The organism is Saccharopolyspora hattusasensis (assembly GCF_050972075.1).
Lineage (GTDB): Bacteria > Actinomycetota > Actinomycetes > Mycobacteriales > Pseudonocardiaceae > Saccharopolyspora > Saccharopolyspora hattusasensis.
On the sequence record NZ_JBPCDC010000001.1, the window covers coordinates 2,043,567 to 2,057,254 of the forward strand.

General features: G+C 64.9%; 15 protein-coding genes. 12 read left to right on the plus strand and 3 right to left on the minus strand.

Annotated features, from left to right (window positions below; all coding sequences use genetic code 11):
- The first annotated feature begins 429 nt into the window (after positions 1-429).
- The 9 genes from ACRXBZ_RS08760 to ACRXBZ_RS08800 all read left to right on the plus strand — a co-directional run bounded on the left by ACRXBZ_RS08760 (position 430) and on the right by ACRXBZ_RS08800 (position 8,226).
- Positions 430-1,680 carry an ATP-binding protein gene (locus tag ACRXBZ_RS08760; RefSeq protein WP_433883828.1) on the plus strand — a complete coding sequence of 417 codons (1,251 nt, stop codon included), beginning with the start codon at positions 430-432 and terminating at the stop codon, positions 1,678-1,680.
- Positions 1,677-2,108 carry a roadblock/LC7 domain-containing protein gene (locus ACRXBZ_RS08765; protein ID WP_433878655.1) on the plus strand — a complete coding sequence of 144 codons (432 nt, stop codon included), beginning with the start codon at positions 1,677-1,679 and terminating at the stop codon, positions 2,106-2,108. Before ACRXBZ_RS08760 ends, ACRXBZ_RS08765 begins: the two co-directional genes overlap by 4 nt.
- Complete coding sequence (locus tag ACRXBZ_RS08770) at positions 2,105-2,464, plus strand: DUF742 domain-containing protein (protein WP_433878656.1); 360 nt, start codon at positions 2,105-2,107, stop codon at positions 2,462-2,464. The genes ACRXBZ_RS08765 and ACRXBZ_RS08770 overlap by 4 nt, the downstream gene beginning before the upstream one ends.
- Positions 2,442-3,038 carry a GTP-binding protein gene (locus tag ACRXBZ_RS08775; protein WP_433878657.1) on the plus strand — a complete coding sequence of 199 codons (597 nt, stop codon included), beginning with the start codon at positions 2,442-2,444 and terminating at the stop codon, positions 3,036-3,038. The genes ACRXBZ_RS08770 and ACRXBZ_RS08775 overlap by 23 nt, the downstream gene beginning before the upstream one ends.
- On the plus strand, positions 3,035-4,420 hold the full coding sequence (locus ACRXBZ_RS08780) for a cytochrome P450 (protein WP_433878658.1): 1,386 nt from the start codon (positions 3,035-3,037) through the stop codon (positions 4,418-4,420). Before ACRXBZ_RS08775 ends, ACRXBZ_RS08780 begins: the two co-directional genes overlap by 4 nt.
- Positions 4,402-5,511 carry a cytochrome P450 family protein gene (locus tag ACRXBZ_RS08785; RefSeq protein WP_433883829.1) on the plus strand — a complete coding sequence of 370 codons (1,110 nt, stop codon included), beginning with the start codon at positions 4,402-4,404 and terminating at the stop codon, positions 5,509-5,511. Before ACRXBZ_RS08780 ends, ACRXBZ_RS08785 begins: the two co-directional genes overlap by 19 nt.
- A gap of 58 nt (positions 5,512-5,569) precedes the next feature.
- A complete protein-coding gene (locus tag ACRXBZ_RS08790) occupies positions 5,570-6,205 on the plus strand; it encodes a 2'-5' RNA ligase family protein (RefSeq protein WP_433878659.1) in 636 nt (211 codons plus the stop codon).
- A 219-nt stretch (positions 6,206-6,424) separates the two neighbouring features.
- The gene (locus ACRXBZ_RS08795) at positions 6,425-6,715 is read left to right on the plus strand and encodes a hypothetical protein (RefSeq protein ID WP_433878660.1); all 291 of its coding nucleotides are present in this window, start codon (positions 6,425-6,427) and stop codon (positions 6,713-6,715) included.
- Positions 6,716-7,569: 854 nt separating this feature from the next.
- Complete coding sequence (locus tag ACRXBZ_RS08800) at positions 7,570-8,226, plus strand: HAD family hydrolase (RefSeq protein WP_433878661.1); 657 nt, start codon at positions 7,570-7,572, stop codon at positions 8,224-8,226.
- Here the strand turns inward: ACRXBZ_RS08800 and ACRXBZ_RS08805 are convergent.
- From ACRXBZ_RS08805 to ACRXBZ_RS08815, 3 genes are all read right to left on the minus strand, one after another.
- Positions 8,223-9,575 (minus strand): helix-turn-helix domain-containing protein, encoded by a 1,353-nt coding sequence (locus tag ACRXBZ_RS08805; RefSeq protein WP_433878662.1) that lies wholly within the window; start codon positions 9,573-9,575, stop codon positions 8,223-8,225. The genes ACRXBZ_RS08800 and ACRXBZ_RS08805 overlap by 4 nt on opposite strands.
- 212 nt (positions 9,576-9,787) lie before the next feature.
- Positions 9,788-10,711 (minus strand): IS3 family transposase, encoded by a 924-nt coding sequence (locus ACRXBZ_RS08810; RefSeq protein ID WP_433878663.1) that lies wholly within the window; start codon positions 10,709-10,711, stop codon positions 9,788-9,790.
- Positions 10,711-11,034, minus strand: a complete 324-nt coding sequence (locus ACRXBZ_RS08815) for a transposase (RefSeq protein ID WP_433878664.1) — start codon at positions 11,032-11,034, stop codon at positions 10,711-10,713. Before ACRXBZ_RS08815 ends, ACRXBZ_RS08810 begins: the two co-directional genes overlap by 1 nt.
- Before the next feature lie 559 nt (positions 11,035-11,593).
- On the opposite strand from ACRXBZ_RS08815, the gene ACRXBZ_RS08820 reads away from it, so the two are divergent.
- The 3 genes from ACRXBZ_RS08820 (at position 11,594) to ACRXBZ_RS08830 (ending at position 13,198) form a co-directional block, all read left to right on the plus strand.
- Positions 11,594-11,773: a hypothetical protein gene (locus tag ACRXBZ_RS08820; protein WP_433878665.1), complete on the plus strand. Its 180-nt coding sequence runs from the start codon at positions 11,594-11,596 to the stop codon at positions 11,771-11,773.
- Positions 11,774-12,027: 254 nt separating this feature from the next.
- Positions 12,028-12,504, plus strand: coding sequence for a transposase family protein (locus ACRXBZ_RS08825; RefSeq protein ID WP_433878666.1), 477 nt, complete (start codon positions 12,028-12,030; stop codon positions 12,502-12,504).
- On the plus strand, positions 12,461-13,198 hold the full coding sequence (locus ACRXBZ_RS08830; protein WP_433878667.1) for an ISAs1 family transposase: 738 nt from the start codon (positions 12,461-12,463) through the stop codon (positions 13,196-13,198). Before ACRXBZ_RS08825 ends, ACRXBZ_RS08830 begins: the two co-directional genes overlap by 44 nt.
- Positions 13,199-13,688: the final 490 nt, after the last annotated feature.

The following is a 13,688-nucleotide window of genomic DNA, read 5'->3' on the forward strand; positions in this document are numbered from 1 at the left end:
AAGCGAACCAGTAACCCAATAACTTTCCCCAGCTAAACGGCGTGTCGGTCGCGATCTTCGACGGCATGGCCCAGGTCCCCTCGTGGATACAGTGCGAGTCTCCGGCGGGCTCGTGACATGCCGGGGCACGTTCACGCGCGACGCATCCGGGAGAGATTGATCAGTGTCGTCGTTGTCGACGACGTACTTTGGCTGATCGATTCACCGCAAACCGCCGGAAGTGTAGGACGAAGAACCGCCCAAAGTCATCGTCTGATTACCAGCGGCAGGCAATGGCCAAGCAGTGGCCAATACCGGGCACCCATGTACAGGTCTTTAATCGACATCGCTGGCGAGTGTCGCGCCCGCACGTCCCGCCGCGGGGATGGAGAGTTGTCGCGAGGCGCACGAGGTGCCGTTGGCACTTGGACGATGGAGTTTTAGTTGGACATGACGTTATGGGTGGTTCTTTCGGCGGGCGGACTGGCCGTGGCGGTGCTGTGTTTGTACCAATGGCGGATCATGGTTCGGGCGCGCAGCCGAAACGCTTTGCTGGAGCGCGATGTGCGGGTTCGGGACGAGGAGTTGCGTCGGCTGGTAACTCATCGTCTTCCGGCGTTGGTGGAGTCCCTGCGGGGTGTGGCGGTTGATGTGCCGGACGCCCTGCATCCGCAGTTGGCCGGCTCGGAGTACGGGCAGAGCCTGGAGTCAATAGTCGGCGCGGTCGCGCAGTGCGTGGAACAGACGAAAACTCAAGCCGATCAGTCAGCGAGAGCCACGTTGAAGGCGACGATGCGCAGCGTTCAGAGCCTGGCTGCTGAGCAACAGGTGGCTATCTCGGATGTGCAGGAGCGGTTCGACGATCCGGACGTCTTGGCCGGTCTGCTGGCGGTTGACCACGCCAATGCTCAGCTCGGCCGTCGAGCGCAGGCTATCGCGGTGTTGTGCGGGTCCTGGCCGGGACAGCAGCGGTCGGCTTCGTCGCTGACCGACGTCGTCCGGGGCGCTATCGGACGTATCCGGGACTACCGTCGGGTGCAGGTGCGTACACAGGTTGATATGTCTGTGGTCAGCCGTGCGGTGGAACCTGTGGTCTTGGCTGCGGCGGAGTTGTTGGACAACGCCGCGCGTTATTCGCGGCCCAGCACCTCGGTCGAGGTCCATTTCCGGCCAGCGTACAACGGTATCGCCGTCGTGATCGACGATGAAGGCATCGGGATGAATGCCGAGGCACTGCAGGGTGCCGAGAGGCTGCTGGCTGGGCATGAGGTCGTGGACATCAGTCATATCGGCGATCCTCCGCAGATCGGCTTCGCCGTCGCGGGTGTGCTCGCCGCCCGCTATGGGTTCAGGGTGTCTGTTGACCCGAGCTCGCCCTACGGGGGTGTGCGTGCCGTGGTATTCGTGCCCAACGACCTGCTCACCCGACCCGCCCCACCACCGGCCGCAGCACCCCCCGCGCCAGGTGAGACAGCCCCGGCGCCAAGGTCGACCGCCAGCGGCCTGCCCCAACGCCGTCGCCGCGAGCCGGCCACACAGACCGCGCCACCAGTCTGGCCGACATCGGAGGTCGCGTCGGCGACGAGTCCGGGGCCAGCCAGCGCCGCAAGTATGGGGGCCTGGCAGCGCGGCACGCGCTCCGGGCGCACCCATTCCACTGTCCACAGTCGACAGCCCAAGGACGAAGGAACGACGTCATGACACACAACATGCATCAGATGCTCGGCCAGGAACTGGTGAACAAGCTGGGGTGGATGCTCGACCGGGCACTGGATATGCCGGAGACGCGGCATGCGATTTTGTTGTCCGCTGACGGGCTGTTGATGGCGCACTCCCAGAACATCAGCTGGGATGACGCTGACCGGCAAGCCGCCGCGATGTCCGGGCTGCAAGCGCTGGCTCGTGCCGGCGCTGATTTCTGCGGGAGTTCGTCGTGGCAGCAGACGGTCAGTGAGTTCGACCGGGGCTATGTGTTCCTCGTTGCCGCCGGCGAGGGCGCCTATGTTGCCGCATCCACGACGGAGAAGGCGGACGTGGAAGCGGTGTCTTTCCGGTTGCAGGACCTGGTGCGGCGACTGGGTAAGGAATTGTCCAGCTCGCGACGGTCTGACATCGGCGGATCGGTATGACCTCGCCCGCACGGAGACGAGAACCAGCGTTGGTGCGGCCCCATGTCGTCACCGGCGGACGCGCCCACCCGACCCGGAACTTCTTTGACGTGGTCACTCTCGTCACTACCGCACGCAATCAGTGTAATGGCCTGACTCCGGAGCAGCGCCGCGTGATCCGGCTGTGCCGCGGCGGAGCTTTGTCGGTGGCCGAGGTTGCCGGGCATCTGGCGTTGCCGGTCAGCGTCACCAAGGTCCTGCTCGGTGATCTGTTCGACAGCGGCCACATCACCACGCGCGCACCCCAGGTTCGCCCTGATGCGCCCAGCCTAGAGCTGATGCAGGAGGTGCTCGATGGGCTCCGCGCCCGCCTCTGACGACATCTACCTGCGTCAGACCGTGCAGAAAGCGACGAAGCTCGTGATCGCGGGCCACTTCGCCGTCGGAAAAACCACCTTCGTCCGCACGCTCTCGGAAATCAAGCCGCTGCACACCGAAGAACTCATGACGCAAGCCAGTGCTCATGTCGATGATCTTGCCGGGGTACCGGATAAGGCGACCACGACCGTCGCGATGGATTTCGGTCGCCTGACCCTCAGCGACCGGCTGGTGCTGTACCTCTTCGGTGTCCCCGGACAGCACCGCTTCACACCCTTGTGGCGTGAGCTCGCCCGGGGTGCGCTCGGTGCGCTGGTGCTCGCCGACACCCGCCGTCTAGAGCAGTCGTTTCCCGTCATGGACCTCCTCGAAGAACGGGGCTTGCGGTACGCGGTGGCTATCAACCACTTCGCCGACGCACCGACTTTCGATGACGCAGAGCTGCGCGAGGCTCTCGACCTCCACCCGGACACACCGCTGGTGACCTGTGACGCCCGGGACCCGGCGTCGTCGACCCGAGCACTGATCAGCCTCGTCGAATACCTCCACCGCAGCGCCCAGGAGCACGTGTGACCTTCCACCACGCCGACCGGGATGTTCCGCCGCCGGGCTGTCCGGCACATGCCGCCCGCACTCCGTTGTATGGACCCGAATTCGCCGCGAACCCCGGCCGCGTCTACACCCAACTGCGCCGCCACGGGCCGATTGCCCCGGTGGAACTCGCCCCCGGGATCCCTGCGACCTTGGTCACCGGCTACCAGACGGCGCTGGAGGTTCTGCGGGACCCCGACCGGTTTCCCAAAGACCCCCGCCAGTGGCAGCAGAAGATCCCCGCGGATTGCCCGGTGCTGCCGATGATGATGTATCGCCCGAACTGCCTGTTCGCCGACGGTGCGCGCCACGCACGCCTGCGCAAGGCCATGACCGACAGCCTCGACCGGGTGGACTCCACAGCGGTGCGCAACTCCGTCGAGCGCGCTGCCGGCACCCTCCTCGACCGATTCGCCCCTGCCGGGCATGCTGATCTTCTCACCCAGTACGCGCGTGTACTGCCGCTGCTGACCCTCAGCAGCATCTGTGGCAGCCCAGCGGAGATCGGCCATCGGATGCTCACGGCCATGAGCGCCGTCTTCGATGGCATCAACGCCGAACAAGCCAACGCTGACCTGGGCCACTGTCTGGCGGAGCTGGTCGCCCTCAAGCGCAGCCAGCCCGCCTCGGATGTGACCTCCTGGCTGATGGCGCACCCAGCCGCGCTGACCGACGACGAGATCCTGCATCAGCTCGTCGTGCTCATGGGTGCCGGGTCTGAACCGCAGCAGAACCTGATCGCCAACACGCTGCGGTTGTTGTTGTCCGACGACCGGTTCGCCGGTGATCTCTCCGGCGGCACTCTGCCCGTGGACGAGGCACTCGACGAGGTCCTGTGGACCGACCCCCCGATGGCCAACTACGGCATCACCTATCCGATGCAGGACCTGGAGCTCGCCGGCACCCGGCTGCCCGCACATCAACCGGTCGTCATCAGCTACGCCGCCGCCAACACCGACCCGTCCCTGGCTACCGACCAGACACGGACCGGAAACCGAGCCCACCTGGCCTTCAGCGCGGGCCCGCATACCTGCCCAGCTCCCCGTCTGGCACGGGTGATCGCCTCGGCGGCCATCGAGCGGCTCCTCGACCGGCTGCCGGATATGCGCCTGGCCGTCGCGGCCGACGACTTGCGGTGGCGCCCCGGCCCGTTCCACCGCGCACTCGAAAGCCTCCCCGTGGCTTTCCCACCGCTTCCCCTCTCACAGGTGAAAGATCAAGGAGACCGCCGATGGGCCACCACTCCTGCCCCTACGCTCTCGACCCCACCGGAACCAACATTCACGCCGAAGCCACCCAACTCCGCCAGCAAGGCCCCGCGGCGCTGGTGGAACTCCCTGGCGGCGTGGTGGCGTGGGCAGTAACCAACCCTCATAGGCTCCGGGAACTCTTGACCGACCCGCGCGTATCCAAGGACCCACGCCAGCACTGGCCACAGTGGATCGACGGGAACATCCCCGACGACTGGCCCCTGCACACGTGGGTGTCGGTGCAGAACATGTTCACCGCATACGGACGCGACCACACACGACTCCGCAAGCTGATCTCCACAGCCTTCACCGCGCGCCGCACCGCCGCCCAGCGCCCCCGAATAGAAGAGATCACCACGAGCCTTCTTAACGATCTCGCCGCCACACCCCCAGGGCAGCAAGTGGATCTCCGCGCGGCCTTCGCCTACCCACTGCCCATGGAAGTCATCAGCCAGCTCTTCGGAGTCCCTGACCACACTCGCGCAGACCTGCGACGCGTCGTCGACGGCCTGTTCGTCACCGCCGCCACACCGCAGGACGCCCAGTCCAACCAGCGCGAGCTCTATCAGATCCTCCACGGTCTGGTTGCCATCAAACGAACCACACCCGGCGAGGACATGACCAGCGGCCTCATCGCCGCACGCGACGACGACGGATCCAGGCTCTCCGAAATTGAACTCGTCGATACCCTCGTCCTCATGCTGGCAGCTGGCCACGAAACCACCGTCAACCTGCTCGACCACGCCATTGCCGCGCTACTCACACATCCCGACCAGCTCGACCTCGTCCGCATTGGCACACACTCCTGGGACGACGTCATCGAGGAAACGCTGCGATGGCAAGCACCGGTGGCCAACCTGCCACTGCGCTACACCATCGACGACATCGAACTGGACGACATCACCATCCGCAAAGGCGAGGCCATCCTCGCCGCCTACGCCGCAGCTGGACGCGAACCCACCCTCCACAACAACGCAGACCACTTCGACATCAGCCGGGTGAACAAAGCCCACCTCGCCTTCGGCCACGGCGTGCACTACTGCCTCGGCGCCCCCCTGGCACGGCTGGAAGCTGCCATCGCCCTGCCCGCGTTGTTCACCCGCTTCCCCGACCTCGCCCTCGCCGTTGCACCAGACGAGCTGCGGCCCGTCGACTCGTTCATCTCCAACGGACACCGATCACTGCCGGTCATATGCGCACCGTAACCCGCCCCAAGATCGGCCGCCAATGCCAGCCAACCCACCGGAAGCCATGAGGAGCGACATGCACAACTTCTTCACCCGCCACGCCGCCGCCACCTGGTCCCACCAAGCACGAGTACACATCTACGCGGTCGGCAACGACGCGCTGCGCAAGACGTTCGCGTCCTACCACAAGGCACTCAAGGAAAGCGGGGTCGCCGCCGCGCACGGGCTCGGGCTCCAACCCCCTGAGTGGGCGCACTTCACCGTGCAGATGACCCTGCGCGCCCGCCACGAAGTGCCGCACGCCCAGCTCGACGAGCTGGTGGAGAAGTTACGCGGCGCGGTCGCGCCCCTGCCGGCACTGACGTTGCGCGTCGGGGCGCCGCAGGCTTCGCGGCACGCGGTCGAACTCGCCGTCGAACCCACAATGGACGCTCAATGGCACGACATGGCGATGGTGGTCCGCGGCGCCGTCACCGACGTGTTCGGCGCGCAGGCCCTCCCAGAGCCGGGTCCGAACATGGTGCCACACACCAGCATCGGCTACGGCATCGCGGACGGAGACTCCGGGACGATCACCAGCACGCTGCAAACGGTCCGAATCGCACCGGTCGAAGTTCCGATCACTGCGCTGCACCTAGTGGCCGTGCAGCAACACCGCGATCAGGGCCAGTTCACCTGGGATCACCTGGCAGAACTGCCCCTCACAGGCTGACAAGCCGGGCGGGATACCGCCCCGCCGCGCTGGTGGAAGCCCGTCGAACCCGCTCGTCGCTACCTCCGACCAATACGTGCTGGAGCGGACGTCCGGCATTGCCTCACGGATGGACCGGCGACTTCGTGCCCGTGAACCTGGTCGCCGAGCCAGTTGGCGTTCCCAGCATCACCGAGTATCTCGGGCGTTGTCCAAGCGCGCAGGGCCGTCGAGGGCGTCATGCCGCGGATGCTGCACCGCACGGCGAGCCGCAATCTCAGGGACGCCGGCGGTGGGCAAGCCGAGTTCGCCGCGCTGCTGGATCAGCTCGGTCACTCATCGCCTGACGCTCTCTACTCCAGCATCAGCAACCGATGCTCGATACCAGTCACCGCCGGCTCAGTACGAAGATCGTCGCCGCCGCGCACGAGCTCATCCCGCGCGCCGGACCGCAACCTGACCGGCGTGGTCGAGCAGCAGGTCGAACGTGGGCATTTGACGCGGGACATGGTCTGGTGGACTCCGGTGTGAGCGTTCTCTCACCTGACGCCGTGAGTGGCGTTTGCTACCTGCCTCGATCACCGCTTCCTGGAGCACGGGGGCTGGCACCGAGCGCCAACGCACTAATTCGGGGGTGACCCACCAAATGACGTGCACGCCCCGGACACGAGTCGGTGGCGCGGCCACCCATTCCCCGAGAGGGAGCTCGGCGACTTCGCCGGGTTCGGCCATGTCTGTGTGGAGATCGAGCTCTCCGGACATGAGGAAGTATGCCCGGCCTCGATCGCCGCGGTACAACACGGGCCCCGGTTGGCGGCGCCAGGCCGAGGACTGGATAACGTCTTGCGCCAAACCTCGTGCAACGGAAACGAGCCCAAAGGCTTCGCCCGAGCGCAGCAGCACAGACGGCGACTATCGTTCCCCAGCTGCTGTCCACGATCGGGTCACCGTCGTCATGTTGGTGGCGGCGAGCTCTTCTTTGTGTTGGGCACGATGAAGCGACCCCGGTCGTATACGGTCCCGGGCAGCACCGGCCAACCTCGGGCCGCATACCGCATTGCGGCGTTCTCAAGTCCGCTTCGTGTTCTTTTGTGCGTCACATCTTCCCAGCCGACCATGATGGTTTCTCTCTCAACGTGACCACTTAACAGGAAACATGAGCGTGTACATCGTCACAAAACACCCCAGAAACCGGTGACAATGAGCAAAAACGGAGCGTGAATGCGTTCGGAATTGGCCATTGATTGGCCATTGCCCGCCACAGGAAATGAAGAGCATGTCAGCCAGCAGCTCGCGTCGCGTTGCGTGGTACTGCTGCCGGACGCCGGAACGCGCCTGGCTAGGCTGGTCGTAGTTGCTGGCGCGGTAGGGAGGTCGAGGTTCCCGTGATTCGTTCGGTTTTTTTTGATGTCGGCGAAACATTCGTTGATGAGTCAAGGGAGTACGGGACGTGGGCTGACTGGCTCGGTATCCCACGGCACACCTTCTCCAGCGTCTTCGGCGCAGTGATCGCCCGCGGACAGGACTACCGAGACACGTTCCAGTACTTCAAGCCCGGATTCGATCTGCAAGCCGAGCGCCAGCGTCGGGCCGACGCTGGCCAGCCGGAGCACTTCTCTGAGGAGAACCTGTACCCCGACACTCGCCCCTGTCTTCAGGGGCTTCGAGACCTCGGCGTGCATATCGGTGTCGCGGGCAACCAGACCGCCCGTGCCGAAGCGATCCTGAAATCCCTCAACTTTCCGGTTGATGTGATCGGTACATCTGACAGTTGGGGTGTGGAGAAGCCCCACCCCGGGTTCTTCAGCAGAGTGATCGAGGAAGCAGGCTGCGCTCCCGAGAACGTTCTCTACGTGGGGGATCGCCTGGATAACGACATCGCGCCGGCCCAGGACTCCGGCATGCAGACGGCACTGATCCGACGAGGCCCGTGGGGCTACATCCTGGACGACGAAGCAGTCGCGGGACGGTGCCTCTTCCGGCTCACCAGCCTTGCCGAGCTACCCGAACTCGTGCGCAAACACAACGCCCAGGAACGTTAGTCTCCGCTGGGCCTGAAGGCCCGCATCCGATCATCGAGGTCGCTGGCGAAGGGTGTTCCTGCAAGGGAGGCGCAGACGCGGGGAAGACGCTCGAAAGCGGTTCCGTACCAGTCCTGTTGCAGCGCATCCAGTGCCTCACAGGCGAGGGACGCGGACCGCTCGGCGTCTTCCTTGGCAGATGCCAGCGCCAAGTCAAGCAGCAGCACCGAGCGCTGCTTGGCGGCCTGCGGCCCCAACGAGTCCAGCGCCTTCAACAGATTTGCCGCAGCTGCAGAGTGATCGCCCGCGACGAGTTGGGCGTTGCCCGTGAATCCAGCCAGTCGCGAAGCGTCGTAGAAGTCCAACCACATAGGGTCTATCCCATCGGCTGCCAACGCATCTTCTGCTTGGCGCGCGTGCTGGAGACTTGCGGCGGGGTCGCCGGTTTTTGCGGTGACCTCGGCCGAGACGCAATGCAGCCATGATCGCAACAGCGGTCCGCAACCGTGTTGGGCATGGGCATGTGCCGCCTCCAGCAACGGCTGCGCCGCGATCTTGTCGCCCTCGAAGCCAGGGACGAAACTGGCGTGCGCCAGGACCGTTGCTATCAGGGCGTGGTCATTCGCTTCACGACTGGCTTCCTGCGCCGTGTCGAAGCAGCGCTGCGCGAGGTCGACCCGACGGAGATCAAAATAAGCAAGTCGCGCGGACAACAGTGCTGATTCTGCCAGGGCAGCAGCGAGGTCCCGGCGGACCGTCGTGCCCTTCCTGGTTTCGCGAATCAGCTGGATGCCGAGCCTTGTGTGTGCCAGCGTCGAGTCGAGCAGCGCTTGCGGGGGCGCCGACCAGTACAGAGGCCGTTGCTGCGCCGTGATGAACGCAAAGGACGCCGCAGATGTGGCGTCAGCTCCAGATCCGGCCTCAGCGGCGTATGCCAAGGTATCCGCGGCGTCGGCTGACGCCTCCAGCGGAGCCACCAATGGAAGAAGACCAACACCCACCAAGCCACGCAGGAACAGCTCGCGACTGAACCCCTTCCCAGAATCAGCCGTCATAGCCAGAAGCCTCCTAGCAACCGAGCAAAGCTCATCATCGACAGGTCTTAACGACAGCTCCTCGTGCGTGAGCAGGCCAAGCTCGCTTGCCGGCTTGCCGAACACGAGCACGAGGTGCTTGCGGAACCGCGGCTCCGGCCACCGCTCTCCTGTCTCCCATCGCCGCACCGTGTGGCCGGTCAAGCCCGTTTCCGCATCACCGCGGTCCCGAATACTCTGCTTGATCTGGTCGGCCAGCTCATCGTGACTCCAACCACGTTGAAGACGCTCCCAAGCCAACCGTGCGTTCTGCGGATACCGGTGCGCCGACCCCATCAAACCCACCTCGCTGTTCGAACACTGTCGGCAGACAGCCTAGAACGAGAGACCACCCTAGGTCATCAAGGAATCGCTCGTGGTAAGCAATGGCTAAGCAGTGGCCAATACCGCACATCCACCCTGCCAGTCTTTAATCGACATCACTGGCAACCACTCCTCGGTGCTTGTTGAGGTTCCCCCCGAGCGGTGGACAGGGGGTTTACGGGGATTCAGGCAGCTGCTCGGAGTGAGCTCTCGTAGTCCTCGGGACTGAGCATCCCGATCGCGGAGTGCCTCCGGACAGCATTGTAGAAGCGAACCCAATTGTCAACTGCGACAACGAGTTCCGTCTGTGTGGCGTAGGTATGCCGGTAGTAGTGCTCGTGTTTGAACGTGGACCAGAACGATTCCGCAGGGCTGTTGTCCCAGCAGACCCCAGTCGCGCCCATCGACCGGCGCAGCCCGTGCCGGAAACACGCTCTCACCGTTAGATGACCGGTGTACTCACCGCCACGATCGGAATGCAGGATCGTGCCACGGCACCGGCCGCCCCGGGTAGCGACGGCGGCGTCGATGGCCTCGGTGACCATCTCCGAGCCGATGTGCTCGGAGATGGTGTAGCCGAGCACCTTCCGGGAATGCCCGTCCCGGACCGCGCACAGATACATCTCACTCTCACCACAGGACAGGTAGGTGATATCGGTCAGCCACACCGCGTCCACGCGGCCCTGGTCGAATTCCCGATCGACGAGGTCCGGCGGGAACGACGCCTTCGGGTCGGCCACGGTGGTTTTCACCTTGAACGTGCGCGGGCTGATGCCCTCGATCCCGATGCCGGCCATGATCTTGGCGACGGTCTTCTCGCTGACCACCTCGCCCCGCGCACGCAGTTCGGCGGTGATGCGGGGTGACCCATAGGTGCCGCCGGATTCTTTGTGTACTTCGGTGATTTTCACTTCGAGGTCAGCCCGGCGCTGCTTGCGTGGTGTCAACCTCCGCGCCGCCGCGCGTTTGACATACGCGTAGTAGCCCGACGCGGACACGTCCAGAAGTCGCGCCATACGACGCACCGAGAACGGCCCGGCGGCGTCTTCACTGCCGTCGGTGTCGGTGCCGGTCTCGGCGAGCGTGTCGGGGCCGGCGTACTTCACCATCAGATCGAACCGTTCGGTTTCTTCTGCATCGCGGCAAAGTACGCCGAGGCTTTTACCAGGAACGCGTTGTCCTTCTCCAGCTCGGCGACCTGTCTACGCAACCGTAGCAACTCGGCGCGTTCCGCAGCCTCCAAAGGCTTTTCGCCGTGAGCCTCGGCCGCGGCGATCCTGCGCCGCTCATCCTTGACCCAGTTACTCAGCAACCCGTCGTTGAGACCCAACTCACGAGCCACTTCAGCGATCGTGCGGCCGGAATCGATCACACGATGCGCAGCCTCGACCTTGTACTCGGCCGTGAACGACCGACGCTTACGAGGTGGCATGAGGACATCCTTCCAGCAGGAACCAATCCTGCCAACGTGGTGTCCACTACCCCGGGGGAACCTCATGTGCCGTATTAAGCCAGCGAGCGAATGCTCACCGGGATGGGATGGCTGCCAGACGCCGTAGCAGCGAGGTGCCCGCAGTGGTAAGACATATGCACACCGCACCACGTTCTGCGTCTCCTTCAAGGAGATGCGGCAGGCGAGTCCAACGCTGCCTCGGCAAAACCCTCAAGTCCGCCGGGCGGTCCCGTGCAGTTACGGCTGCCCTCCCCGACAAGTGACCGCCCGGCACCCAGCGGCGGTGGGAGCGAGATGACAATCAACGGCGCCCTGCCACTCGCTCCCACCGCCCTCCACAACCCAGCACACCAAGAACGTCCGTCCCGAACGGGCTATCACTTCCATCGGCTGCCAGAGCCATCCCTTCGCTCGAAGGGCAACCCGGCCAGGCCATTGCGAATCACTGGGGAAAGAATCGTCTCGGCAATGACCGCGCCGACAGACTCGAAGGATTGGTCAGCCATGCCGAAATGGTCGGTATGGGGAGCTGTCAGCGATGCTGCCGGAACTTCAGCGTGTCCTCAACACCACGGTGTTGGCCACCGAGGACCGGCAGATCACACTGCTGGACCTTCGGGCCGCCAGTGCCCAGGTAACGGGCGCGTTCGCCGAAGAACTCGAGCTGCATTGCGAGGCTTTGGAACGTGCTCGCGTGCACTACGGCAATGACGGATGATGCGTCCGAGGCGTGGCGTCTGGCTCAGAACATGATGGGATCGATGCGATTGCACGGCCACCGAGGCCGCCGCCCTCGACTCAGCCGCTGTTGACGCCTATACCCAGCGGTACGGCCCAGGGCGTGTGCAAGGTTGATCTGAGGGCTGCGGGCGGGTTTCTGAGCAGGCTGGACACGCGGCACGAGGGCGCAGCCTTGATGGGAGATCATCGGGGTGTCTAGTCCGTGATGTTCTACCCGAAAGCCGCGCCCTCGTGTCCTCATCCTCCCCGATCCTGACTGTGCTGAACCAGCCCACCCTCACCGTGGAGTCCCTGCAGAGCCGTATCGACGGCCTGTGGCAGGCCCTGGAAGCGGTGACTGATCCCCGCAAAGCCCGCGGCCTGCGGTATCGGCTGCCGTTGCTGCTGTCCCTGGCGGTGCTGGCCGTGGCCGCCGGAGCGAAGACCTTCCTCGAGATCGCCGAGAATTCCGCGGATCTGCCAACCCGGTTGCTGGCCGAACTCGGCGTGTGTTCGTGGTCGGGCACGCCGTCGAACTGGACCTTCTCCCGGGTCCTGGCCAAAGTCGATCACGACGAGCTTGACCAGGCCTTATCCGGCTGGACGATGCAGGAGTACAAGCCCGCTGAGGCGGTCGCTGTCGACGGCAAGACGATGCGGGCCGCGACCACCGGGGGAGACCGACATGCCCCAAACCCAGGTCGTGGCCGCGATGAACTCCCGCGGTGAAGTTGTTGGCCAGACCGCGGTCCAGGCCGGTGATGAGAATGCCGCCGCCCGCGACCTTCTGGCCCGGCTAGGACGAAAAACCCTGTCCGGCACGGTGATCACCGCTGATGCCAAACACACCAGCGCCGATTTCGCCGCCGAGGCCGACAAAGCCGGGGCGTTCTGGCTCCTGCCGGTGAAGGGCAACCGCCCTCGCCTGCACCGGAGGCTGACAACCCTGCCCTGGAACAACGCCCGACTTGACACCCACGATCGCAGTCGCGGGCACGGGCGCGCCGAGACCCGCAGCCTGAAAGTCCTGATCCTGGACGACGATCTGCGATCAGAGTCGCTGAACGCCCGGCAGGCCGTCCAGGTCCGGCGCTGGCGCCGGCCGAACGGCAAACCCGCCAGCATCGAAACGGTGCATTACCTGACCAACCTGCCACCGGCCACCGCCGGACCTGATGACCTGGCCAGACTCATCCGCGGGCACTGGGGCATCGAGGGAAGACTCCACCTCGTTCGTGACGTCGCCTTCAACGAGGACCACCACCGGGCCCGCACCGGCAACGCACCCCAGAACCTTGCCGTCTTACGCAACACCGCAATCACCCTGCACCGCCAAAACGGAGCCACCGGCATCCAACCCGCCCTCCGCGCCAGCAACCGCAAACCCGAACGACTCCTGGACCTACTACCCGAAACCACCTAAACCGGACAGGTTAACCTTGCACACGCCCTGCGGTACGGCCCGAGCCATCGGATGGCGCTACGGGCGGGCGCCGCCGTAGCGATGGATCTGCGAGAACTTGGGGGGGACCGCCGAAGCGATCAGCATGTCGCGACGAGTACTGGACCAGCAACGAGCGACCCTCGGCGTAGACCACCCCAAGACCCTAGGAACGCAGCCGCTGCTGGCAGAGTCACTGCGACGAACTGGAGACGCCCAGGGAGCGTATAAGGTTGCGCTCGATGCTCACCAGAGAATCGGGGCGCAGCCAGAGCATCACCAGGACACGGCAGCCACGCTGATGGCCGTAGCCGCGTGCGTAAGGGACCCGGGATTCCTGCGAGACGCTCTGAAAGACAGTCAGCGCGCGGTGGAGGCGATGTCCAAGGCAATGGGCGCCGCCGCACACCCGTTCACCATGGTGGCCATGGGAATGCTCAGTGCCTCGCTCGCCAAGGCCGGCGAGCACGAG

Coding starts and splice junctions, on each gene's coding strand:
- ACRXBZ_RS08760 (WP_433883828.1), top strand. CDS start 430: ATGACGTTATGGGTGGTTCTTTCGGCGGGCGGACTGGCCGTGGCGGTG.
- ACRXBZ_RS08765 (WP_433878655.1), top strand. CDS start 1,677: ATGACACACAACATGCATCAGATGCTCGGCCAGGAACTGGTGAACAAG.
- ACRXBZ_RS08770 (WP_433878656.1), top strand. CDS start 2,105: ATGACCTCGCCCGCACGGAGACGAGAACCAGCGTTGGTGCGGCCCCAT.
- ACRXBZ_RS08775 (WP_433878657.1), top strand. CDS start 2,442: ATGGGCTCCGCGCCCGCCTCTGACGACATCTACCTGCGTCAGACCGTG.
- ACRXBZ_RS08790 (WP_433878659.1), top strand. CDS start 5,570: ATGCACAACTTCTTCACCCGCCACGCCGCCGCCACCTGGTCCCACCAA.
- ACRXBZ_RS08795 (WP_433878660.1), top strand. CDS start 6,425: ATGCCGCGGATGCTGCACCGCACGGCGAGCCGCAATCTCAGGGACGCC.
- ACRXBZ_RS08805 (WP_433878662.1), bottom strand. CDS start 9,575: ATGGGGTCGGCGCACCGGTATCCGCAGAACGCACGGTTGGCTTGGGAG.
- ACRXBZ_RS08810 (WP_433878663.1), bottom strand. CDS start 10,711: ATGGTGAAGTACGCCGGCCCCGACACGCTCGCCGAGACCGGCACCGAC.
- ACRXBZ_RS08815 (WP_433878664.1), bottom strand. CDS start 11,034: ATGCCACCTCGTAAGCGTCGGTCGTTCACGGCCGAGTACAAGGTCGAG.
- ACRXBZ_RS08820 (WP_433878665.1), top strand. CDS start 11,594: ATGCTGCCGGAACTTCAGCGTGTCCTCAACACCACGGTGTTGGCCACC.
- ACRXBZ_RS08830 (WP_433878667.1), top strand. CDS start 12,461: ATGCCCCAAACCCAGGTCGTGGCCGCGATGAACTCCCGCGGTGAAGTT.